The organism is Lignipirellula cremea (assembly GCF_056501455.1).
Genome location: NZ_CM151415.1, coordinates 5,592,049 through 5,614,035, shown reverse-complemented (window position 1 = coordinate 5,614,035; position 21,987 = coordinate 5,592,049). Strand labels below are relative to the sequence as shown.

The window sequence follows — 21,987 nt, the reverse complement described above, 5'->3', positions numbered from 1 at the left end:
GGGTGGGTTATTGACCCACCGACTTCTGCGTTTCGACTTCGCGAACTTCAGGGAGGTGGGTCAATGACCCACCCTACTAAGACTAAGCGCCGACAGGACGCGATCGCGTTCAGCTCGCTCTAAAACTCCGCCTGCACCTGCGTGCGGAAGAGCGTGCCGTCGTCGCCGGCGAGGATGTCGCTGGTCGTGTTCTGCACCGGGCTGCCGTCGAGTTGCGTCACGTCGAAGGTGAGCTTGAGCTTGCTCGTATCGAGCGGATACCAGTTCATCGCCGCGGCGTACTCGTTTCGGTTTCCCTGCTCGCCCATCACGCGCGAGTAACGCAGGTTGAAGTCGAGCTTCTTCGCGATCAGGAAGCGCCCCCCTTCGACGTAGTAGCCGTGCTGCAACAGGTCGTCGTCGGGCAGGGGGCCGTTCCCCTCGATGTTCTCGATCCAGCGGACGAAGTACTCGCTGTTGACGCTCCAGCCGTTCCACTTCGCCGCGGCGTCGACTCCGTAGAACCAGACGTCGAAGTCGGAGACCGTCACGCCGGGCGCGAGAGCGCCGGTTTGCGTCAAAGGCGTGCCGTCGGTCAGGCGAACGTAATCGGTCTCATCGAGCGGCGTGCCGAGCTCGACCGCGGCGCTGGGGGCGTAAACGAATGAATGGCCGAAGCGAATCGCTGCCGGGCTGGTGCAGGAATAATCGACGAGCTGTCCGCCGTACGTTCCGCAGGCGTCCCAGTAGCTCGTCGCTGCGAACGTGACGCGATCGTCGACCTGGTCGAGCGGCAGGTTGGTCGTGCGATAGCCGTTGCCGACCATCGCTTCGTAGGCGAAATCTTCGATCTTGCCCGTCGCCCAGACGCCGACCGTGCGGTCGGGCCGGAAGAAGTCGTTCGCCATCGGACGCTCGACGAAGCGAGTGTTCCGCGCGGTGAGGAGCCACTGCCGGCTGGCGGATACCTTTCGCTTGCCGATCTGGACGACGAAGCTCTCGTCGAATTCCCAGCTCCACCAGTAGTCGAAGAAATCGACCGTCTCGGCTCCGTCGGTATCGCCGTCCATGTGGATGAAGAACCGCAGCCGCGGATCGAGCGCGTAGCCCGACAGGACCAGCCGCGCCCGTTCGACGTCGAAGGCGTTGCGGTTGCGAATCGTGCGCGTCACGCCCGCGCCGTCGGTCCAGGACTCTTCGTCGCGGCTGAAGGCGTGGTGCCGCATCTGGCCCCAGCCGCTGATCTTCAGCTCGAACGGATGGGTTTCCTTGTCGAACGGACGGATGACGAAACCGTCGTCGTACGTCGTGTACCAGTGCAGCGTCTTCGGACCGCCCCCCTTGCCGCCGCTTCCCGCGTCCTCCAGGCAACCGTCGGTGCAGTCGGCCTGGAAGGGCTCTTCGGCGACGAGCGGGACGCGACGCTTCGTCGGCTCCTCGACGCAGCTCAGGTCGCGGCAGCCGATCTCCGATCCGCCTCCGCCGTCCGCGGGCACGAACTCCTGCCGGTCCAGTCGTTCGCGAAGCTGCCGGATCTCTTCTTCCTGAACGGCGAGCCGGGCTTCGAGTTCCGTGATCGCGGAGGCGCTCGAAATCGACTGGGCATGCAGCGGAGCGGCCCACGACGCCAGAATTCCGGCGCCGACGACGAGCAGGGTTCGCGAGAGAAGGAGCGAAGCGTCCATGCCCGTCTCTAAAACAGCGCAAGATCTAACGTCCTTCAGATCATCGGTCGACGCCCATCCGGCGGTTCGCTCGTACCGCCTGTTCCGCCATTGCCTTCCCTGCTTGCCGTTCCGTTCGTTCCGGCAGCGAAAGTTGTAACGGTCGTAACGATCGGTAGGCGCGTTCAGCGTCGAAGTGCGGCAGCGTTCCGTTCGAGATCGAGCAACGCCTGCTTTCTTCTGAGGCCGCCGCCGTAGCCGCCCAGTTGGCCGTCCTTGTTCACCACGCGGTGGCACGGGATCACGATCGCGAGGCGGTTGAGACCGTTCGCCCGACCGACCGCTCGCACGGCGTTCGGATTCCCGACGGCGACCGCCAGATCCTGATAGCTGCGGGTCTCGCCGTACGGAATGGCCAGAAGCTGATCCCAGACCTGCTTCTGAAAGGGCGTGCCGGGAAATTCGAGCGGGACGCTGAACGCGTGCGTCGTTCCGGCGAAGTAGCCGGAGAGTTCGACCTGGAGACGTTCCAGATGCTCGTTCGTCCCGGGGGCCGCGGGCGCCTGGAAGAGTTTCTGAACCGTCGCGAACTGCGCCTCGATCATCCGCCGGTCGGTGAACTCCAGCAGACAGATCCCTTTCGACGTCGCTCCGGCGATGAGCGGCCCCAGGGGACTGCTCATCCACGCCAGGAAGATGCATTCGCCGTCGCGCTGACTGCCAGGCGCTTTGCCGAAGGTTTTCGCGAACGCGTCGCGAAAGCCGCTGTGCGATTCGTAGCCGCTGCGGAAGACGGCCTCGTCGAGCGACGCGCCTTCGCGTATCGAACTAAGCGCGCCGCCCAGTCGGCGAGCACGGGCGAACGCCTGAAACGTCATGCCGTAGCGCTTCAGAAAGTAGCGGCGAACGGTCGAGGGATCGACGCCCCTGCCAGCCAGGTCGCCCTCCGTGATCCGCGTCGCCGGATCGCGATCGACGTCGGCCAGGAGCGCCGTCGCCCATTCGGGCTGATCGTCGGCTGCCAGGGGACGACACCGTTTGCAGGGGCGATAGCCCGACGCGAGCGCCGCCTGGGTCGTCGCGAAGTATTCCACGTTCTTCGGCAGCGGCTTGCGGGCCGGGCAGCAGGGCCGGCAGAAGATGCCGGTCGTCCGCACGCCCAGCAGGAAGACGCCGTCGTACGACGCGTCGCTCGCCTGCCAGGCACGTTCCATCTCGGCGATCGGGGGGAGAGCGTTCATGCCAGAACTTTAGCAGCGTCCCCCTTCCTCGCTCCACCGATTTTCAGGCGTGGATGTCGTCCAATACCGGGAGACCCGTAGACCGCGCGCATTGCGCAGACGATCATCGACCTTGCCCTCTCAGGCGTTCGCATACGGAGAAGTCATGTCGTTTCGTTTCGTCAGCGCTGTTTGCTGCGCGATCGCGTCCTCGTTCGTTCTGCTCGAAAGCGCCTCCGCGGAGAGCTACGCGGTCGTCGTTTCGCAGGCGACGCAGAGCGACCCGGCCTGGAATCAGGTCGTCGATGCGCTCGTCGCGAAGCATCAAGGCGCCGAGGTCGTCGTCTGGAAGGAGGACGTCCGCGAGTCTCTCGATCGGCTGCGCGAATTGCATCCGCGATACGCCTGTTTCGTGGCCACCTCTGCCGAAGCGGGAAGGGAGTTCGTTGCGGACGTCCATCGCCTGACGCGGAAGTTCGACGACGATCCCTATGCCGACGCCTTCTGGGGCATCGTCACCGGCTACGACGCGGGCGCGGCGCTCGCGATCGCGAAGACGAGCGAGCCGCTGATCGTGAAGAAGACCGCGTCGGGCACGGCCATCGCGCTCGACATGTGCAGCCAGGGGGTCTGGTACGACGAACTGGTCAAGAACAAGCTGGTCGCGAAGTCGCTGGAGGGCGAGGCGATCGAATTGCGCGGACCGGACGACACGACCGCGGCGCTCGCGCACGAGCTGACCGACGCTCCGGCGGATCTGTTCGTCACCTCCGGCCATGCGACGGAGCGCGACTGGCAGATCGGCTTTGCCTACCGCAACGGCTACTTCAAGTCGCAGGCGGGGAAGATGTTCGGTGTGCCGACGGCGGGCGAGCGATTCGAGATCGCCTCCGATTCGCCGAAAGCCTACCTTGCCGTGGGCAACTGCCTGATGGGGCATATCGACGGACCCGACGCGATGGCGCTGGCCTGGATGAAGGGGGTCGGCGTCCGCCAGATGATCGGCTACACCGTCGTGACCTGGTACGGCTACGCCGGCTGGGGAGCGCTCGATTACTTCGTGGAGCAGCCGGGGCGCTATTCGCTGGCCGAAGCTTTCCTCGCGAACCAGCACGCGCTGATCCATCGGCTCGATACGTCGTTCGACGGAATCGTCGATGCGGAGTTTCCCGTCGGCGATTTCAAGCTGCCGACGGCGAAGCCGACCGAGACCGGGAAGGCTCTCGGTCTCGGCGCGAACGACGCCCGGGGCCTGCTGTGGGATCGCGATACGCTCGCCTTCTACGGCGACCCGGCCTGGATCGCGAAGATGGAGGAGCGCCCCAAGGCGTACGATCAGACGCTGACCGTCGAGGGGGACATCTACACGCTGACCATCAAGCCCAACCGCGGCGAGTCGTCGTTCGAGCCCATCGACACGAACGGCTCGCAGCGCGGGTATCGCCCGATCGTCGCGTTTCTGCCGCATCGGATCGGAGCAGCGCAGATCGTCGCCGGCGCCGATCTTTCGCCCGTCGTGACCGACGACTTCATCCTCGTACCCAATCCGCGCGCCTGCGATCCCGACCGCGAGTATCGCGTCACGTTCCACGCGAAGCGTGCGGGCGAACGCGCTTCGTCTTCAGAATGAGGAACCGTCGATGCGCTGGCTGATCGACGGATACAACGTCTGCTTCGCGGTCGGCCTGCTCGCGCAGAACGTGAAGGATGACGAACTGCGTCAGGCGCGCATCGCCTTGCTGATCGCGATCCGGGAGGGGCTGTCCGAAGAGGACGTGCGTGCTACGGCGGTCGTCTTCGATTCGCGGGTCGAGCTGAACCTGCCCGACGAACCGGAGGTCGCGTCGTTTCCCGGCCAAGTCCATTTCTCGGCCAAGTACCGCGAGGCCGACGACCTGATCGAGGAACTGATCCGCCGGTCGTCGCGACCGGAGAAGCTCACGGTCGTCTCTTCCGACGGACGCATCGTCAGGGCCGCGAAGCGTCGCCGGGCGATCTCGATGATGAGCGAGGCCTGGTGGGACTCGCTGCGCGACGGAAAGCTTCTGCGGCGGGCGTCGCAACCGGGCCCGGAGACCAGGCTCTCGTCGAAGCCCCTGCCGAGCGCCGACGACACGGCGAAGTGGTCGGAGGTCTTCGCGCTCGACGAAGAGACGCTCCGCGAGGAGATCGCCTCCGTGCCCGAGCCGCCGAAGCGAGTCGCGCCTGCGATCGAACCGGCGGCGACCCCCTCGAAGGGCTCGAAGAAGAGGGCCCAGGAGAGTCCGCCCGCGAAGCCGCAGAAGGACGGTATTCCCGACGCATGGGAGGACTTCGCGAAGCAGCTCGAAGAGGGACGCGTCGAGATCGGCGATATACCGCGAACGAGCGGACAGGGCGACTCTGCCGCCAATCCCTTCGGCGAAGGCTACGCCGACGATCTGCTGTCCGACACGACCTGGCTCAAGGACGACAAGACGATCAAGCGACCGGGAGAAGGAAAGAAGAAGTCGTAGATCGTTCCTGAAGAGATCAGCCAAGCGTTCTCTGTCAGGTCAGGCTCTTTTCGGGTGGCACTGGCTCCGCCAGTGTGCAGCGGAAATCGGTCGGCGTCGCTGGTCGAATTGAACGAGGATTCGACACTGGCAGAGCCAGTGCCACCCGAAGGAGCAACTGGCAAGCAACGCCGGTTCGTGTCCTACGAAGAAGAACCACGGAGGGCTGACACCCTCCGCTCGCCGAAAAGGAGCGAACCTAGCTCCGTCGCAGGGCCTTGTCGGAAATGTCCTTGCGGGACCAGGCGCCGGGCCAGCGGATCTTGCGGACGGCGGTGTAGGCGTTGAGCTTCGCCTTGGAGATCGATTCGCCGATCGCCGTGACGGAGAGCACGCGACCGCCGTCGGTGACGACCTGCCCGTCGCTGAACGTCGTCCCGGAGTGAAAGACCTTCACGTCGGGAACTTCCGCCGCGTCGGCGAGACCGCGGATCGGCAGGCCCTTCTTGTACTCGTCGGGATAGCCTTCGCTGGCCATCACGACGCAGACGCTGGGGCGTTCGTCCCACTCGACGTCGGGCAACTCGTCCAGTCGACCGTCGACGGTCGCTTCCAGCAGATCGACCAGGTCGGACTTGAGCCGCATCAGGATCGGCTGGCACTCGGGATCGCCGAAACGGACGTTGTATTCCAGCACCTTCGGCCCCTGATTAGTCATCATCAGGCCGGCGTACAGGATTCCCTGGAACGGAGTCTTCGACCGCTTCATGGTGTGGATCGTCCGGACGAGGATATGTTCCTCGACCCAGTGGATCTGCTCGGGCGACAGGATGTTCGCCGGCGAGAAGGCGCCCATGCCGCCCGTGTTCGGGCCCCGGTCGTCGTCGTACGCGGCCTTGTGATCCTGCGCCTGCGGCAGCGTGATGATCGTCTTGCCGTCGGTGAGGGCGAGGATGCTCACCTCTTCGCCGTCGAGACGCTCTTCGATCACCAGCTTGTCGCCGGCCGAGCCGAACTCTTTACGTCGGGCGATGCGATCGATCGCGTCGAGCGCGTCGGCGGGCGTGCGGCAGACGATCGCTCCCTTGCCCGCGGCCAGACCGTCCGCTTTGACGACGACCGGGCAATCGGTCGCTTCGGGCGGGTAGCGATCGGTGATGTAGGTCTCCGCGCTTTCAGCGTTGCGGAAGACCTGCCACTCGGCGGTCGGCACGTCGGCGTCGTGCAGTTTCTGCTTGCAGAAGTTCTTCGACCCTTCGAGCTGGGCCGCGGCCTTGGAGGGGCCGAACGCTTTCAGACCTTCCTTGCGGAAGACGTCGACGATTCCCATCGTCAGCGGAACTTCGGGACCGACGACGGTCAGATCGATCGCGTTCTTCTTCGCGAACCGCACCAGGCCGGCGATGTCGTCCGATTTGATCGGGACGTTCTCGCCTTCTTCCGCCGTGCCGGCGTTGCCGGGAGCGATGAAGATTTCGTCCGCGCGAGGGCTTTGCTTGAGCTTCCAGGCGAGCGCATGTTCGCGACCCCCCTGGCCGACGACGAGGATCTTCATCGAGACTTCCAGACAGAAAGTGCGTGTCGCGAGGACAGGGAACGTGTCCTGGCGATCGGAATCACCGTGCGACCGGCTGACGGGCCGCGACCGTCGCGTGGTACGCGTTTCGGGCCCGATCGCCGGGAGCCGATCGAAGGGGGGTCATTGTAGAACCGACCGCGACCGGGCTGTAGGGCAGGGCGGGGGACCGTCAGCGGAGCCGGGGACCGCCGTCGCGGGCCCGGCGGATTCGAGAAAAAGGTTGCCCCGCGCGGCTCGCGGAGCGTCTACTGACGAGTCCTCGCTCTTTTCCCGCCTCTCCCCAGGATTCGACGATGCGTTCAGGTACAGGGTCGATCGCGATTTGCGGATTGGTTTTAGCGCTCGGTTGGACCTCGTTCGCCGCTGCCCAGCAACCGCAGTGGGGCGATCTGGAAGGAACGTTCGAACTGATCGGACAGGCCCCGGCGCCGGCGCCGCTCGTCATAACGACGGACAAACCGTTCTGCGGCAAGTTCGGGCTCGTCGATGAGTCGCTCGTGATCGGGCGTCGCAACGGCATCGCGAACATCCTCGTCGTGCTGCAACCGGCGGCGGGCGCGGTCGCTCCGATCCATCCGCAGGTCGCCGCGGCGGCTGCGCAACCCGCGATTCTCGACAACGCCAATTGCCGATTCGAACCGCGGATCGGCGTCGTGACGGTCGGGCAGACGCTGAAGATCGGCAACGTCGACCAGGTCGGCCACAACGTGAACGCGGCGCTCTTCGCGAATCAGGCTTTCAACGTCCTGCTGCCGCCGAACGCGAACATCACGAAGACGTTCAAGGTCGCGGAACGACTGCCGATGCCGGTCACCTGCAACATCCACCCCTGGATGCAGGGCTATCTCGTCATCACGGAGAACCCCTACGTCGCCGTCACGAGCGAACGCGGGACGTTCGAAATCGAGAATCTGCCCGTCGGAAAGTGGCAGTTCCGCGTCTGGCACGAACGGGCAGGCTTCATCGATAACGTCACGATCGAGAAGAAAAACGTGCAATGGCCGAAGGGAGTCGTCGAAGTGGAAGTGAAGCCCGGCAAGAACGACCTCGGTTGCGTCGGCATCGACCTCGCCGAATTCTAATGACGTTGATCGATCAGTTATCGCACCTCGCATGGGGCATCACGCGGGCTCGGTTCTTCCAATGGGCCGTCGTGCTCGCGATGTCATGCGCGTCCGCTCTGGCCGGCGAAGAGCCGAACGCAGCGCTGCGCGTCTCGACCGACTTCCCGGGCGGCGCGGCGGACGTCTCGCGGATCGACGCGACGCGAGGCGAGATCGACCTGAGCCCGCCGGTGGCGGAGGGGCGCGGGTGGCCCTGCTGGTGGTACGTCCGGATCGACGGGCTCACGCCGGGGCAGAAGTTTTCGGTGAAGGTCAGCGCCGCGAAGCAGCCTTACCGCGGGAGTTCGCTGCTGGTCGGCGACTGGTCGCTGCCCGAGCGGGCGGCGATCAGCGCGGACGACGTCGTCTGGACGCAGACGCCCCCCGGCCAGCGGCTCGATCGGAACAGCGCTCTCTACCAGTTCGAGGCGCCGGCGGAGACCGTCTGGCTCGCTTGGGGGCCGCCGTTTCTGCCTTCGCATGCAGAGGAACTGCTCGCTCGCGCCCACGAGCGACTGCCCGAGGCGGAACGCTTCGTTCTGGCGAAGACGCGGGAGGGTCGCGACGTGCCGGGCATTCGCTTCGGAGGCGGAACGGCCGACGCGCCGGCGAAGTACGGTATCTGGGTGCAGGCCCGTCAGCATGCCTGGGAATCGGGTTCGAGCTGGGTCGGCGCCGGATTCCTTCACTGGGCGACGAGCGACGATCCTGCCGCCGTGGAGCTGCGCCGCGTCGCGACCGTTCATTTCGTGCCGATCATGGACCTCGACAGCGTCGCGGGCGGCCTCGGCGGCAAGGACGCGTCGCCGCGAGATCACAATCGGGACTGGACCGATACGCCGCGGTATCCGGAGGTCGCGGCCGCGCAGCGGAAGCTCGTCGAGTTGAACGACGCGGGCGAGCTGGATTTCTATCTCGACCTGCACAATCCGGCGGCCGGCAACAAGAAGCCCTACTTTTACGGGCCGCATGACCTGGAGGCGCTTTCGGCGATCGAGCAGCGGAACTACGCCGACTGGATCGCCGTCGCTGCCGGGTCGATCGCGGGTCCGCTTCCGCTTCAGCCGCGGTACGAGATCGCGTCGTACGTCACGACGGACGAAGAGCGCCGGCGGATGAGTTCCAACTGGGTCCGCGACCGGGCGGCGCCGCATGCCGTCAGTACGACGCTGGAGACCGCCTGGAATACGCCGCACAGCACGCAGGAAGGCTACCGCATCGTCGGTCGCCAGCTTGGCGAAGCCTTCGCGAAGTATCTCGACCTCGATCCGAGGCGGGAATGAACGGGCCTTCATCGACAAGGTTCGCGATCTCGCTCGCGAAGGCGTTCTTTCTGGCGACGGCTGCATGCGTCTCCGTATCCGCTCGCAGCGAAGAGACTGCCGCGGCTGAGCAGGCGTGGGGCGACCTGGTCGGCAGGATCGTCGTCGAAGGGGAGCTGCCGAAATCGGACTTCGCGAAGGAGTTCGCGGAGGTTTGCGGCGACATCGTGGTGTACGACGATTCGCTGCTCGTCGGCGCGGAAGGGGGCCTCGCGAACGCGTTCATCTGGCTCGACCAGACGCCGGCGGCGATTCATCCCGATCGGGCAGCGGAAAAGAAGCTGCCCGTTCGGCTGGCGATCGAGGGCTGTCGCCTTCAGCCGCATGTCGCCGTCGTGCAGGCGGGCCAGACTCTGACGTTCCGGAATCTGGACGACGTGGGGCACGTTCCGCGAGTGGACACGTTCGTCAACGCCCCGGCAGGCGCTTTGATTCTTCGCGAGACGAGCGGCGTGGGAGCGGGGCGCTCGCTCGACCGCGTCTTCGAGCAAGCCGAGCGGATGCCATGCCCCGTCCGGTGCGCGATCTATCCCTGGATGAGCGGGTACGTTCTGCCGACCGAACATCCTTACGCGACGACGACCGACGCGAACGGTCGCTTCCGGATCGAAAAGCTGCCTGTGGGCGAGCTGCGTTTCCGGATCTGGCATGAGCGGACTGGATGGATCGACGGACGATTCGTCGCTGACGAGCAGCCGGGGACGGAGGTCTCCGCGAAGGGTCGTTTCGAACGGTCGATCGCGAACGGGCTGAACGATGTCGGCACGCTTTCGGTCGCTGCTGCGGCGCTGCGTGAGCGTTGATTCGGCGCAGGCACGTCTTAGCGGTGCTTGATCTATCGATAACCGCGAACTGCGGCGGTTCGGCGTCCGTAAAAACTGATTGGGCAGGTGGTTGCCCCAAGTCCCCTGCGTTACGTATCATGGATCGCGGACGCTCGGGCCCTTTCTAGCGAGAGGGATTCGTTCGTCTCCCGCCTTCGTTCGGACTTTCCGTCGTCGTGCGACATCCGCCGGCGGGGCCTGCGGTTGATTCTCGCCGTCGCCGGAAGTTTCCCGCCTCTCCGATCGGTCGCAGCGGTTAGCCTCCGGCTACTTCGGTTAGCCGCCGCTCGCCGCGTGGGACCGTTACGTACAAGGAACGATCATGAAGAAGCTGTTTTCGCTGTGCGTCGTCGCGCTTTCGATGGGATCGCTCGGCGGTTTCGCCTCGGCTCAGGAATGGGGCACGCTGGAAGGCTCCTTCGTGCTGCAGGGCGAGGCGCCCGCTCCCGCGCCGATCGCCGTCGATAAGGATAAGCAGTTCTGCGGCGCTTTCGGCCTGGTCGACGAATCGCTCGTCGTCGACAAGCGCGGTCGCATCCAGAACGTCTTCGTCTACCTCCGCACCGAACCGACCGCGGTTCATCCGGACTACGAGAAGACGGCGACCGACGAGGTCGTGTTCGACAACAATCAGTGCCGCTTCGAGCCGCACGCGGTCACCGTCCGCGCGGGTCAGCCGATCCGGCTGAAGAACTCGGACACGGTCGGTCACAACGTGAAGATGGATCTAATCGCGAACAACTCGATCAACCCGCTGATCCCCGCCAACGGGTCGATGATTCAGAAGTTCGACCAGAAGGAAATCGTTCCGCTGCCGGCGAGCTGCTCGATTCACCCCTGGATGCTGGGTTACGTCCTGATCCGCGATAACCCCTACATGGCGGTCAGCGACGATCGCGGCGGCTTCGAGATCGAGAATCTGCCCGTCGGCGAACATACGTTCCAGGTCTGGCAGGAAAAGAGCGGCTTCGTCCAGGACGTCGTCCTCGACGGCAAGGAAACCAAGTGGGAGAAGGGTCGCTTCACGATCACGATTAAGCCGGGCAAGAACGACCTGGGCAAGATCGAAGTTCCGCTGGCCGTCTTCCAGAAATAAGGGTCCGCGTCGCGGATAATCTTCGCGATCAGCCGGTCGATCGATCGCCCGTTCTCGCCGTCGAGCACGGGCGATTCTCGTTACCGGGCTTCGCGTCGGCGGTCGGTGCGCCCAATCGCCGCACGAGCAGCCCGTTCCCCGCGCCCCGCCGTCGGGGGCATAATGCACTGTCCGGCAGGTCTCCTCCCTCCGGATCGCTTTTCCCGTCCGAACCTGTTCGTTCGCCCGAGGCGTCGGCGCCTTGGGCGTCGACGATCGGCTCTCCCGCCAGGCGTATCGCACGCGCATGAATCGGATGACGCGATCGTCCGTCGCAGTCGCTTTCTGCTCGCTCGTCGCTCTCCTCGCGACGGCGACGGGGTGTCTGTCGCAACCGGCAGAGTTCGAATCGGACGCGGCGTATCTCTACCGCACCGAGCGGGCCCGGGGCGAGGACTTTCGTTTCGAGCCGGCTCAGACCGAGGACGTCGAGCGGCTGCTGACCGAATGGTTCGGCACGCCGGACGAGCCAAAGGTTCCGACGATCGGCGACCTCGACTTTTCGACCGTGCTCGACGCCGATCGACTCACGATGGCGAGCGGCGCCGTCTACAGCGATCAGGAAGACACGAAGTTCGGCCTGTATCGCGAGCACTGCGCCCACTGTCACGGCGTCACCGGCGACGGCAGGGGACCGACGGCGCCCTTCCTGAACCCGTATCCCCGCGACTACCGGATGGGGGTGTTCAAGTTCAAGAGCACGCCCCGCGGTTCGCGACCCACGCACGACGACCTCCGCCGGATCCTGGTCGAGGGCGTGCCCGGCACTTCGATGCCGTCGTTCCGGCTGCTGAAGGAAGAGGAACTCGAGTCGCTGGTCGACTACGTCCGTTACCTCTCCATCCGCGGGGAAGTCGAACGGGCGCTGATCGGCGAACTGAACGAATTGAGCGAGGGTCAGCGCCTGCTGCCCGAGGACGCTGCTTCCGATGACGAAGCCGCCGCCGAACAGAAGGTGCGCGTTCAGGGGAACGTGAAGCGGATCCTCGATCGCTGGATGCAGGCGGAGCAGTCGGTTTCGCCCGTGCCGCCCCGTCCGGCGAAGTTCGACGACCCGCAGGAACTCGCCGCCGCGATCGAGCGGGGCAAGGCGATCTTCCACGGCGACGTCGGGAACTGTGCCCGCTGCCACGGGACGACTGCTCTCGGCGACGGCCAGACGACGGACTTCGATGACTGGGCCAAGGAGTACGATCCGCTCGACCCCGAGGTGCACCAGATCTACGTCGATCAGTTCGGCGTCCTGCCGGCGCGCAACGCCAAACCGCGAAACCTGCGGCTCGGCGTGCTCCGGGGCGGACGTCGGCCCGTCGATATTTACTGGCGACTGGCCAACGGTATCGACGGCACGCCGATGCCTGCGGTTCTGACGAAGCCCGAGGGTTCGCCTGCAGATATCACCGGCCTGACGCCGGAAGAGATGTGGTCCCTGATCGAGTATGTCAGGGCGCTCCCTTACGATGAGTTGAACGACCCGTACAAGGCGGTTCCGGAGAACGTGCGGGAACGCCCGTAGCGACGAACGATTTCTTCGACGACACAGCGAACGAGCTGACGACGTGGGCAAGTTCTGGGGCATTTTTTTCGCGATCGTACCGCTCCTCGCGATCGGTTCGTTCGTCTATTACGCGCTCTACCTGCCGACGGGGCTCCTGCCGGCCAACGTCAACGCGCGCCCCGAGGCTGCCTGGATCGACCACCTGTTCTGGGTGATCCTCGCCCTCACGACGGTCGTGTTCGTGCTCACGGCGTTGGCGCAGGTTCTCTTCGTCTGGCGCTACGGCGACCGGGGCGACGGACGGCGGGCCGTCTATTCGCACGGCAGCCACCGGATGGAGATCGCCTGGACCCTGGTTCCTGCGGTCGCGCTCTTCGCGCTGGCGGTCTACCAGCTCGACGCCTGGGCGAGCGCCAAGACCCGCATCCCGCAGATTCCCGCGCCTGGTACGCCCGTCGCTGACGGTCAGGCTGAGGCGACCGTGCCGAAGCCGCCCCTCGCCGAAGTGACGGGGCGTCAGTTCGAATGGCGCTTTCGTTACGCCGGCCCCGACGGCGAGATCGGCACGCGCGACGATCTGTTCACCGTCAACGAACTGCACATTCCGTCGGGCGAAGAGATCGTCCTGACGATCAAGAGCGAGGACGTGCTGCACAGCTTCTTCCTGCCGCAGATGCGGGTGAAGCAGGACATCGTCCCCGGCATGAAGCAGTTCGTCTGGCTGGAGGCGATTCAAGTCGATCCCGTCGCCGATCATTACGACATCGCCTGCACCGAACTGTGCGGCTGGGGCCATTACAAGATGCGAGGGCGACTGATCGTCGAACCGCGCGAGCGCTTCGACGCCTGGTTCGCCGACGCTTTCGCCCGACAGGAGCTTTCCGCGTTCGATCCGACGGCGGTTACGGCGCCGGTTGAAACGACGACTGACGCTGAAACGACAGACCCTGAAGCGACGAGCCCCTGAGCGGGGGACGAAAGTTCCCCGAGGCTTGCGACGTACGTGCCGATTCGAACTCGGGGGACTCTCGTCCCCCGCTCAGACAAGACCATGAAATCCGACTCGCGACCCCGGCGCCTCCCCCGATGAGTTCGATCGCCGTCGATCCGCACCGAGAACACGCTGCCGAGGAGTCGATCCTGGGTTTCCTGGGAACGTACGTCTTCAGCCGGGATCACAAGATCATCGGCCTGCAGTTTCTGTTCTCGACGCTGCTCTGGTTTCTCGTCGGCGGCGGTCTGGCGATGGCCATCCGCTGGCAACTGGCGTGGCCCTGGTCGGACATGCCGATCATCGGCGGGATGCTCTTCTCCGCCGAGGGAGGGCAGATCTCGCCCGAGTTCTACACGATGCTCTTCACGATGCACGCCACGATCATGGTGTTCTTCGTGATCATCCCGATCCTGGCGGGCGCCTTCGGCAACTTCCTGATCCCGCTGATGATCGGGGCGGAGGACATGGCGTTCCCGACGCTGAACATGTTCAGCTACTGGTTCATGTGGCCCGCGTTCCTGTTCGTCGGGTCGTCCTTCTTCATGGACGGTCACGGCGCTTCGTCGGGATGGACCAGCTACCCGCCGCTCGCGGCCCTGTTCGACGCTGCGCCAGGCAGCGGCAACGCCCAGACGATGTGGCTGCTCGGCATCGCCTGCGTCGGCGTCAGTTCGATGCTCGGGTCGGTGAACTATCTGACGACCATCATCCTGATGCGGGCGCCCGGCATGACGATGTTTCGTCTGCCGATGACGATCTGGGGGATGTTCATCACCGCCGTGCTGCAGGCGTTCGCGCTTCCCGTCCTGACGGCGGCGACCTTCATGCAGGTTCTCGACCGGACGGCCGGCACCGGGTTCTTTCTGCCGGAAGGGGCGTTCGCCAACAACAGCGTTCCCGTCGCGGGCGGCGGGCAACCCCTGCTGTGGCAGCACCTGTTCTGGTTCTATTCCCACCCGGCGGTCTACATCATGATCCTGCCGGCGTTCGGGATGGTGAGCGACATCATCTCCTGCTTCTCGCGGAAGCCCCTCTTCGGCTATCGCCCGATGGTCTACGCGACGATCACGATCGCGGGACTCGGCTTCATCGTGTGGGGCCACCACATGTTCATCTCTGGGATGAGCCCGATCCTGGGGATGGTCTTCACGGTCGCGACGATCATGATCGCCCTCCCGAGTGCGATCAAAGTCTTCAACTGGCTCGCCACGATCTGGCAAGGGAACCTGCAATTGACGACGCCGATGCTGTTCGCGATCTCCTTCGTCGGGATGTTCGTGATCGGCGGCCTGTCGGGCATCTTCATGGCTTCGACGCCGGTCGACATCCTGATCCATGACACCTACTTCATCGTCGCCCACTTCCACTACGTGCTCTTCTGCGGCACGGCGATGGCGGTCTTCGCAGCCATCTATTTCTGGTTCCCGAAGATGTTCGGGCGGATGATGAACGAGAACTGGGGGAAGGTCCACTTCGCCGGGACGTTCCTGTTCATGAACGGCACGTTCTTCCCGATGCACATCCTGGGGCTGTACGGCTTCCCACGACGCTACGCCGATCCGTACGACTATGAATTGTTCTCGGAATGGCAGCCGCTGAACGAGTTCATCACGATCAGCGCGCTGGCCATGATGGCGTTCCAGATTCCGTTTTTCGTGAACTTCTTCGCCAGCATCTTTTTCGGAGCTCCGGCGGGGCGGAATCCGTGGCATTCGAACGGCCTGGAGTGGGGCGCCCCCAGCCCGCCCGGTCACGGCAACTTCGACTTCCAGCCGGTCATTTATCGCGGCCCGTACGAGTACGGCGTCGCGAACATGGAAGAGGATTACCTGCCGCAGTACGTCGACCCCCGGCGACTCGCCGCGGCCGGCGGCGGCAAGAGTTCCTGGACTCACCGCGACGAGACGTACCAGGAAGTCGACGATCACGACGACGCGTAGACCGACGTCGACGAGAACTCCGATCGAACGAATAGAAGATCGATACCGAGACTGCGATGAATCCGCTGACCGAACCGACCTACTCGCCCTGGACGCACCGCCTTGCGGTCGCGCTCGCGGCGGTCGCGTTCCCGGTCATCTGGGTCGGCAGCCTGGTCACGACGTACAACGCCGGCATGGCGGTGCCGGACTGGCCCGGAACGTACGGCTACAACCTGTTCCTCTATCCCTGGACGACCTGGATCCTGGGACCCTGGGATCTGTTCGTCGAGCATGGCCATCGCCTGCTGGCGTCGCTGTGCGGGTTCGTCGCGATCGTGCTCTGCATCGTCGCGTGGCGGAACCGGACCCGACGCTGGCTCTTCTGGTTCAGCCTCGGCGCGCTGGCGCTCGTGCTCTTTCAGGGCTTGCTGGGGGGCGTGCGGGTGCTGTTCGACCAGCGCCTGATCGCGATGCTGCACGGTACCGTCGGCCCCGCGTTCTTCGCCTACTGCGTGTTTCTGATCGCGCTCACCCGCCGATCTTGGCAGGACGCCGTCTGGCGCCCTGACGCGAAGTCAGGCGAACGGGCCGTCTCGCGGACGCATCTTTTCGTCGCCATCGGCTTCGCCGCGCTGACGCTCGCGCAGATCGGTCTGGGGGCGGGCGTGCGCCATCTGAACGTGCTGGCCACGCGGGAGTTCTTCGTCGGGCTGGTCGTCGCGCACATCGCCGTCGCGGTCGCGCTCTGGTTTTACGCCTTCCTGCTGTTCCTGATCGCCTACTCGCATCGCACCGGTCGCGCTCCGACGGGCAGGACGTTCGTGACGCTCCTGCTGGTCACCATGCAGGTCGGCTTCGGCGTCGCGACGTGGATCGTGAATTACTCGCTGCCCGACGTGGAATCGCTGGCCCCCTGGTTGGCGCATTACGTCATCGAGCAGGAAGGCCTGTTGCAGTCCTACATCGTCACGGCGCATGTCATGTTCGGCACGCTGATCCTCGGCGCCGCGATGACGATCGTCGCGTTCGAGTGGAAGCCGGCGTTCTATGCAAGTTCGCTCGCGACTGGCGATCCTTTGTCAATGGGCGAGCCCTTGGCCGCCGGCGAATCGAAGAAGCGACGGAGCGCGTCGGCGCGTGCCGTCGAGCAGGGCAGGACGAACGAATCAGGCGGAACCGCCGGCCTCGCGGCCGCGATCCGGGGAGGAAGCGCTTGAGCGCGGGCACGACGACTACGACATCCCTTCGAACGGCGCGCGTCAGGCTGACGGACTACGTCGCGCTGACCAAGCCGCGAATCGTGACGATGGTTCTCGTCACGACCTGCGTCGCCGCGCTGAAGGTCCCGGGCGAATCGCTCCACTTCTGGCTGCTGCTGAATACGCTGATCGGAACGTTCTGCACCGCGGCGAGCGCGAGCGTCTTCAATCACGTGCTCGAGCGCAAGTCGGACGGGAAGATGCCCCGCACGATGAAGCGGCCCCTGCCGGCGCATCGGGTGAATCTGCTTCCCGCGTCGCTGTTCGGCCTGGCGCTGCTGCTGGTCGGAGCGTTCGTGCTGTTCGCGTTCGTGAACGTTACCGCGGGCGCGATGGGCCTGCTCACGTGGGCCGGATACGTCGTCCTCTATACGCCGCTGAAGCGCGTCACGACCTGGAACACCACCGTCGGCGCCGTCGGCGGAGCGATGCCGATCTGGATCGGATGGACCGCGAACGGAGGCGACTTCGCCCAGCCGCTGGGGTGGATCCTGTTCCTCGGCCTGTTCTTCTGGCAGTATCCCCACTTCATGGCGATCGCCTGGAAGCTGCGAAACCAGTATCGCGACGCCGGCATCCGCATGGTCACCGTCTCCGACCCCACGGGGCGCACCGCCGGACTGGAGGCGATCGGCGGATCGCTGGCGCTGATCGCGCTCGGCGGAGCGCTCTGGTTCGTCGAAGGGCCGGTCGCCTGGAAGCTGGCGGCGATCGTTTGCGTCACGCTGCTGAATCTCTGGCTGCTCGCCGCGTCGATTCGCTTCGCGAGGAATCGCGAAGACGGCATCGCGATGCGGCTGATGCGGACCAGCCTGTTGCACCTTCCCGCGTGGCTCGCCGTGACGGCGATCTGCACCGGCTTCTGAGTCGATGGGCGCCTGATTCGTTTCTTCGCCGACGAACTTCGATCGACCGCTCGATTCGCTCCCTTCCGCTGCCATGAACGACCGACCGCACGACGATCCGACGCACGCCCCGGCCGGCGTTACGCCTTCGTCGGCGCACGGCTCGCACGGCGGCGACGAAGACGGACATGACGCCGCGCATCCCGTGGCGGGTCATCACGGCCACGCCCCGATCGCGCTGGAGTATCAGACCGCGCTGCCGATCCCGCGGGGCAAGCTCTGCCTGTGGCTGTTCCTGTCGACGGAGATCATGTTCTTCGCGGCGCTGATCGGCTCGTATATCGTGCTGCGATTCGGCGCTCCGGAAGGGACCTGGCCCGCGCCGGAGACGGTTCATCTCGCCGAAGGGATCGGGGCGTTCAATACGTTCGTGCTGATTCTCTCCAGCGTGACGATCGTCCTCGCGATGGAGTTCGCCCGGTTGGATCGCCGCGGACTGGCCAAGTTCTGGCTCGTCGCGACCGCCGTGCTCGGCACGCTCTTTCTGGGCGTGAAGGCGTACGAGTACGATCAGAAGTTCCGCCACGGCATCTACCCGCAGCATCCCCGCGGCAGGATCTACGAGCGGGCCGACCTCACGTATCTCGCCGCGACGCGAACGCGCCTGCAGGAAGAGATCTCCGGGCTCGACGCCGAACTGACCGCAGCGGCGACGGCGCCCGATGCAACGGCGCCGGACGCGACGACTTTCCTCCCGGGGTCCTTGGGGGGCGCTTTGTCGGCCGCGGACCCGGGGCCGTCCGCATCCGCGGCGCATGCCGACGTCGGCGCCCATCTGCCGCAGGACGCGCTTTCGGAGGAGCAGCTTCGCGCCCGTCGCGAGACGGCGGAGAAGCTGCTTTCCAGCGGCGTCCGGTGGGTGGAGTCCGAGGTCGCCCTGTCGACCGACGACGCCTACCGCCGGGACCTGATGCGGTCCCTCGGCTACCTGGTCTATCCGCGCGAGGTCGCCCGCGTTCCGGCCATCGCCTCGATGAAACGCGAGCAGGTCGCACTCAACGAGGAGCGTCCGACGCTCGCCGCCCGCATTCCGGAACTCGAAGCCGAGGTGAAAACCGCCGGCGCTTCGTTCGAAGAACTGGTTCGCAAGCAGTCGGAACTGGACGACACGATCAAGGACCTCGAAGACGAAATCGACGATCTCGATTACGACATCGAGGACGCCGAAGACGCGGACGACGACGAACTCGTCGAGAAGCTGGAAACCGACCTCGAAGCGAAGGAAGACCTGCTCGACGAGGCGGAAGACGAACGGGCAGATCTCACGAAGGAGATCGACGCTCTCCGTCCGGCCAAGGCCGTGGCGGACGCCAATTTACAGAAGCTCTCCGCGCGGCTGACCGCCGTCGACGGCAGGCTCGGCTTTCTGCGCGAGAACCTGTCGCATCTCGAACATGCAGGCGCCGGCCACGTGCACGGACTGTCCGACGAGCATCCCTGGATGCGGCTGCCGATCTGGATTCCCTCCGGGAACATGTGGGCGAGCACCTACTTCCTGCTGACCGGGTTTCACGCCCTGCACGTTCTGGTGGGGATCGTCGCGTTCGCGGTCATGCTCCCCCTGACGCTCACCCCCGCCCGCGCGGGCGCGCTGGAGAACGTCGGGCTCTACTGGCACTTCGTCGACCTGGTTTGGATTTTCCTGTTTCCCCTGCTGTACCTCTTCTAGAATTCGCGGAAGGGTCGAAGCGGGGCTCGCGCGTCCCGCTTCGGACCGACTGACGACCCGGAACGTCCGACCATGGCGACCTCAGCCCAAAGCAGTCCGCACGGCAGCCTGAAGACGTATCTCTCCGTCTTCGTCGCGCTCTGCGTGCTGACCGGCATCTCCTTCGCGGTCGCGAACTCGCAGGCGCTGATGGCGAACCCGTCGGTCGGCTGGTCGCTGATGATGGCGGTCTCCGCCGGCAAGGCGCTGCTGGTCGTGCTGTTCTTCATGCACCTCAAGTACGAGGCGAACTGGAAGTACGTGCTGACCATTCCGACGCTGGGGATGGCTGCCTTCCTGGTCTTCGCTCTCATTCCCGATATCGGCGAGCGAACGGAACGATACTCCGAAGAGCGCTGGCTCCAGGCCGCGCAGCCGATCGTTCGCGAGTCGGGAGTCGTCGAACCGAACGCGGAGCCCGCCCCGACGGTCGCCGCCCCCGAAGCGACCGTTCCCGCCGACGCTTCGGCGCCGTAGCCTCCCGCCTGACATTCATTCGCGGGACGCACGCATCCGCTGCGACTCCGCGAGGTCGATCGAATCATGAACCGTAACGTTCTCGTCTTCTTTCTGGTGCTGCTTGTCGGCTCGGCCGTCGCGTTCGGCTTCCTCGGCTATCGCCAGTGGCGACGCCAGGCCGATCGCCCCGCGATTCAGATTCTGGGAACGCAGGTCGAGCAGGTCTCCGCGCCCGGAGCGAATCAGCCCGGCTGGCTGAAGGAGTTCACCCTGACCGAGCGTTCGGGCGAGCAGGTCGCCAGCCAGGACCTCCACGGGAAGGTGCAGGTCGCCTGCTTCTTCTTCGCGCGATGCCAGGCGTCGTGTCGCAAGCAGACCGAGACGATGCGGACGGTGCAGGAAGATTACCAGGGCCAGGACGTCGTCTTCCTGAGCATCACGTGCGACCCGAGCTTCGACACGCCCGAGGCGCTGAGCAAGTACGCCGAGGAGTTCGAGGCGCCGAAGGATGATTGGCTGTTCCTGACCGGCGACATGAACTACCTCAAACGCGTCGGCGGCGAGGCGTTCTTCCTGCCCGTGGAAGAGCGGGGGCACGTCGACCGGTTCGCGGTCCGCGACAAGTGGGGCAACTTCCGCGGCGCCTTCGACTGGACCGATCCCGCGGAGATCGTGAAGCTGAAAATCCTCGTCGACAAGCTGCTGGTCGAGACCGAGCCGCCGGCGGAGTTCGCTGTCGCGACCGATGAAGCCGCCGCCGAAGAGAACGCGACTGAAGAAGCTCCCGCCGAAGAAAGCGCGACCGAAGAGACTGCCGCGGAAGAAGAGACCGCCGTCGCGATCGACCCCTCCTGACGACCCGCACCTGCCTGACGATCGAAAGAGCCGCGTGGACCTCGCCCACTTTCTTCCCCACTGGAACGCCAGCCTCAACGCGCTGGCGACGCTGTTGCTCGTCGCAGGTCTTACGTCGATCAAATCGAAGCGGGAGGGACTTCACAAATGGCTGATGATCTCCGCCTTCGCGACGTCGACGATCTTCCTGCTCAGCTACCTGTACTACCACATCGTCGTGAAGCAGGGGATCAGCACGCCGTTTCCGTCCTACCCGCCCGACTGGGTACGCTACACGTACTACGCCATCCTGCTCAGTCACATCCTGCTGGCGATGGCGGTGCCCGTTCTCGCGATCTGGTCGATCGTGCTGGGTCTGCGCGACCGCCGGGCGGCGCATCGCCGGCTGTCGTGGTTCACGCTTCCGATCTGGCTCTACGTTTCGGTGACCGGGGTGGTGGTGTACGCCATGCTCTATCACGCTTATCCGCCGGAAGCTGAATCGCTTCCCGCTGCACGGCTTCCCGCTGAACAGGGCGGGCCTTCCGCGGCGCTGATTCCCGCATCCGCCGTCGCGACTCCCTGACGGGACGGGAGACCCGACCTATGAACGGCTCGAAGAGCATCCTTCCCGCGTTCGTCGCAGTCGCCGGTCTGGCGTTCGCCCAGGTCGCGTGCGCCTGTCCGACGTGCGGGAACTCGATCGAGCACTCGGGCGGCAACCTGGCGACGGGCTTCTACTGGAGCATCCTGTTCATGATGAGCATGCCGTTCGTCATCCTCGGCGGGCTCACGCTCCTCTGCTGGCTGGAAGTCCGCAAGGCCCGCCGCGCGGCAGCGGCTTCCGATTCGTGTGCCACGGCTGGCTTGTCCCGCCGAGCAGACCTCGCTAGCCGTTCGACCATGCCAGGTCTCGATGCGTCGCCGTTCGCTCACGGCGCCGTACCGACTGCCGAGCGCGCGTAATCCGCTGCCGCACGGCTGGGCAAGCCAGCCATGGCACACCGTCGCGTCTCTCGCGCATCGATCGGCCGACGCCGGGCTCGTATAATCGAGGCACGGGACGCCGCTGGGGCCGCGTCTCCGGTCGTCGCTTACGCACGAGTCG

The 21,987-nt window shown here is 65.2% G+C and carries 19 protein-coding genes; 16 read left to right on the top strand and 3 right to left on the bottom strand.

The window, feature by feature from the left end:
* Positions 1-119: 119 nt before the first annotated feature.
* The gene (locus SH602x_RS22005; RefSeq protein ID WP_479474331.1) at positions 120-1,664 is read right to left on the bottom strand and encodes a porin; all 1,545 of its coding nucleotides are present in this window, start codon (positions 1,662-1,664) and stop codon (positions 120-122) included.
* 164 nt (positions 1,665-1,828) lie between these two features.
* Positions 1,829-2,884 carry a bifunctional transcriptional activator/DNA repair enzyme AdaA gene (locus tag SH602x_RS22000; protein ID WP_479474330.1) on the bottom strand — a complete coding sequence of 352 codons (1,056 nt, stop codon included), beginning with the start codon at positions 2,882-2,884 and terminating at the stop codon, positions 1,829-1,831.
* A 145-nt stretch (positions 2,885-3,029) separates the two neighbouring features.
* Between SH602x_RS22000 and SH602x_RS21995 the strand changes: the two genes are divergently transcribed.
* Entirely contained in the window at positions 3,030-4,493 is a 1,464-nt protein-coding gene (locus tag SH602x_RS21995; protein WP_479474329.1) for a hypothetical protein, read from the top strand.
* A 10-nt stretch (positions 4,494-4,503) separates the two neighbouring features.
* Positions 4,504-5,358 carry an NYN domain-containing protein gene (locus SH602x_RS21990; protein WP_479474328.1) on the top strand — a complete coding sequence of 285 codons (855 nt, stop codon included), beginning with the start codon at positions 4,504-4,506 and terminating at the stop codon, positions 5,356-5,358.
* Positions 5,359-5,596: 238 nt separating this feature from the next.
* On the opposite strand, the gene purD is transcribed toward SH602x_RS21990, so the two are convergent.
* Entirely contained in the window at positions 5,597-6,892 is a 1,296-nt protein-coding gene (gene purD / locus SH602x_RS21985) for a phosphoribosylamine--glycine ligase (protein ID WP_479470981.1), read from the bottom strand.
* A gap of 317 nt (positions 6,893-7,209) precedes the next feature.
* Between purD and SH602x_RS21980 the strand changes: the two genes are divergently transcribed.
* The 14 genes from SH602x_RS21980 (at position 7,210) to SH602x_RS21915 (ending at position 21,845) form a co-directional block, all read left to right on the top strand.
* A complete protein-coding gene (locus SH602x_RS21980; RefSeq protein ID WP_479474327.1) occupies positions 7,210-7,998 on the top strand; it encodes a cupredoxin domain-containing protein in 789 nt (262 codons plus the stop codon).
* The gene (locus tag SH602x_RS21975) at positions 7,998-9,302 is read left to right on the top strand and encodes a M14 family zinc carboxypeptidase (protein WP_479474326.1); all 1,305 of its coding nucleotides are present in this window, start codon (positions 7,998-8,000) and stop codon (positions 9,300-9,302) included. Before SH602x_RS21980 ends, SH602x_RS21975 begins: the two co-directional genes overlap by 1 nt.
* A complete protein-coding gene (locus SH602x_RS21970) occupies positions 9,299-10,144 on the top strand; it encodes a cupredoxin domain-containing protein (protein WP_479474325.1) in 846 nt (281 codons plus the stop codon). The genes SH602x_RS21975 and SH602x_RS21970 overlap by 4 nt, the downstream gene beginning before the upstream one ends.
* Positions 10,145-10,487: 343 nt before the next feature.
* A complete protein-coding gene (locus SH602x_RS21965; protein ID WP_479474324.1) occupies positions 10,488-11,261 on the top strand; it encodes a cupredoxin domain-containing protein in 774 nt (257 codons plus the stop codon).
* A 295-nt stretch (positions 11,262-11,556) separates the two neighbouring features.
* Positions 11,557-12,816 carry a c-type cytochrome gene (locus tag SH602x_RS21960; RefSeq protein ID WP_479474323.1) on the top strand — a complete coding sequence of 420 codons (1,260 nt, stop codon included), beginning with the start codon at positions 11,557-11,559 and terminating at the stop codon, positions 12,814-12,816.
* 43 nt (positions 12,817-12,859) lie between these two features.
* Positions 12,860-13,765 carry a cytochrome c oxidase subunit II gene (locus tag SH602x_RS21955; protein ID WP_479474322.1) on the top strand — a complete coding sequence of 302 codons (906 nt, stop codon included), beginning with the start codon at positions 12,860-12,862 and terminating at the stop codon, positions 13,763-13,765.
* A gap of 119 nt (positions 13,766-13,884) precedes the next feature.
* Entirely contained in the window at positions 13,885-15,732 is a 1,848-nt protein-coding gene (locus tag SH602x_RS21950) for a cytochrome c oxidase subunit I (protein ID WP_479474321.1), read from the top strand.
* Positions 15,733-15,788: 56 nt separating this feature from the next.
* Positions 15,789-16,931 (top strand): COX15/CtaA family protein, encoded by a 1,143-nt coding sequence (locus tag SH602x_RS21945; protein ID WP_479474320.1) that lies wholly within the window; start codon positions 15,789-15,791, stop codon positions 16,929-16,931.
* Positions 16,928-17,839, top strand: coding sequence for a heme o synthase (cyoE, locus tag SH602x_RS21940; protein WP_479474319.1), 912 nt, complete (start codon positions 16,928-16,930; stop codon positions 17,837-17,839). Before SH602x_RS21945 ends, cyoE begins: the two co-directional genes overlap by 4 nt.
* A gap of 73 nt (positions 17,840-17,912) precedes the next feature.
* A complete protein-coding gene (locus tag SH602x_RS21935) occupies positions 17,913-19,547 on the top strand; it encodes a cytochrome c oxidase subunit 3 (protein WP_479474318.1) in 1,635 nt (544 codons plus the stop codon).
* A gap of 72 nt (positions 19,548-19,619) precedes the next feature.
* Positions 19,620-20,063, top strand: a complete 444-nt coding sequence (locus SH602x_RS21930; protein ID WP_479474317.1) for a cytochrome C oxidase subunit IV family protein — start codon at positions 19,620-19,622, stop codon at positions 20,061-20,063.
* A gap of 66 nt (positions 20,064-20,129) precedes the next feature.
* On the top strand, positions 20,130-20,900 hold the full coding sequence (locus tag SH602x_RS21925; RefSeq protein ID WP_479474316.1) for an SCO family protein: 771 nt from the start codon (positions 20,130-20,132) through the stop codon (positions 20,898-20,900).
* Positions 20,901-20,934: 34 nt separating this feature from the next.
* On the top strand, positions 20,935-21,465 hold the full coding sequence (locus SH602x_RS21920) for a DUF420 domain-containing protein (RefSeq protein WP_479474315.1): 531 nt from the start codon (positions 20,935-20,937) through the stop codon (positions 21,463-21,465).
* 20 nt (positions 21,466-21,485) lie between these two features.
* Positions 21,486-21,845: a hypothetical protein gene (locus tag SH602x_RS21915; RefSeq protein ID WP_479474314.1), complete on the top strand. Its 360-nt coding sequence runs from the start codon at positions 21,486-21,488 to the stop codon at positions 21,843-21,845.
* Positions 21,846-21,987 lie beyond the last annotated feature (142 nt).

What these genes read in the sequence shown, in the direction of transcription:
- SH602x_RS22005 (WP_479474331.1), bottom strand. Translation starts at nt 1,664, where the DNA reads ATGGACGCTTCGCTCCTTCTCTCGCGAACCCTGCTCGTCGTCGGCGCC.
- SH602x_RS22000 (WP_479474330.1), bottom strand. Translation starts at nt 2,884, where the DNA reads ATGAACGCTCTCCCCCCGATCGCCGAGATGGAACGTGCCTGGCAGGCG.
- SH602x_RS21995 (WP_479474329.1), top strand. Translation starts at nt 3,030, where the DNA reads ATGTCGTTTCGTTTCGTCAGCGCTGTTTGCTGCGCGATCGCGTCCTCG.
- SH602x_RS21990 (WP_479474328.1), top strand. Translation starts at nt 4,504, where the DNA reads ATGCGCTGGCTGATCGACGGATACAACGTCTGCTTCGCGGTCGGCCTG.
- purD (WP_479470981.1), bottom strand. Translation starts at nt 6,892, where the DNA reads ATGAAGATCCTCGTCGTCGGCCAGGGGGGTCGCGAACATGCGCTCGCC.
- SH602x_RS21980 (WP_479474327.1), top strand. Translation starts at nt 7,210, where the DNA reads ATGCGTTCAGGTACAGGGTCGATCGCGATTTGCGGATTGGTTTTAGCG.
- SH602x_RS21975 (WP_479474326.1), top strand. Translation starts at nt 7,998, where the DNA reads ATGACGTTGATCGATCAGTTATCGCACCTCGCATGGGGCATCACGCGG.
- SH602x_RS21970 (WP_479474325.1), top strand. Translation starts at nt 9,299, where the DNA reads ATGAACGGGCCTTCATCGACAAGGTTCGCGATCTCGCTCGCGAAGGCG.
- SH602x_RS21965 (WP_479474324.1), top strand. Translation starts at nt 10,488, where the DNA reads ATGAAGAAGCTGTTTTCGCTGTGCGTCGTCGCGCTTTCGATGGGATCG.
- SH602x_RS21960 (WP_479474323.1), top strand. Translation starts at nt 11,557, where the DNA reads ATGACGCGATCGTCCGTCGCAGTCGCTTTCTGCTCGCTCGTCGCTCTC.
- SH602x_RS21950 (WP_479474321.1), top strand. Translation starts at nt 13,885, where the DNA reads ATGAGTTCGATCGCCGTCGATCCGCACCGAGAACACGCTGCCGAGGAG.
- SH602x_RS21945 (WP_479474320.1), top strand. Translation starts at nt 15,789, where the DNA reads ATGAATCCGCTGACCGAACCGACCTACTCGCCCTGGACGCACCGCCTT.
- SH602x_RS21935 (WP_479474318.1), top strand. Translation starts at nt 17,913, where the DNA reads ATGAACGACCGACCGCACGACGATCCGACGCACGCCCCGGCCGGCGTT.
- SH602x_RS21930 (WP_479474317.1), top strand. Translation starts at nt 19,620, where the DNA reads ATGGCGACCTCAGCCCAAAGCAGTCCGCACGGCAGCCTGAAGACGTAT.
- SH602x_RS21925 (WP_479474316.1), top strand. Translation starts at nt 20,130, where the DNA reads ATGAACCGTAACGTTCTCGTCTTCTTTCTGGTGCTGCTTGTCGGCTCG.
- SH602x_RS21915 (WP_479474314.1), top strand. Translation starts at nt 21,486, where the DNA reads ATGAACGGCTCGAAGAGCATCCTTCCCGCGTTCGTCGCAGTCGCCGGT.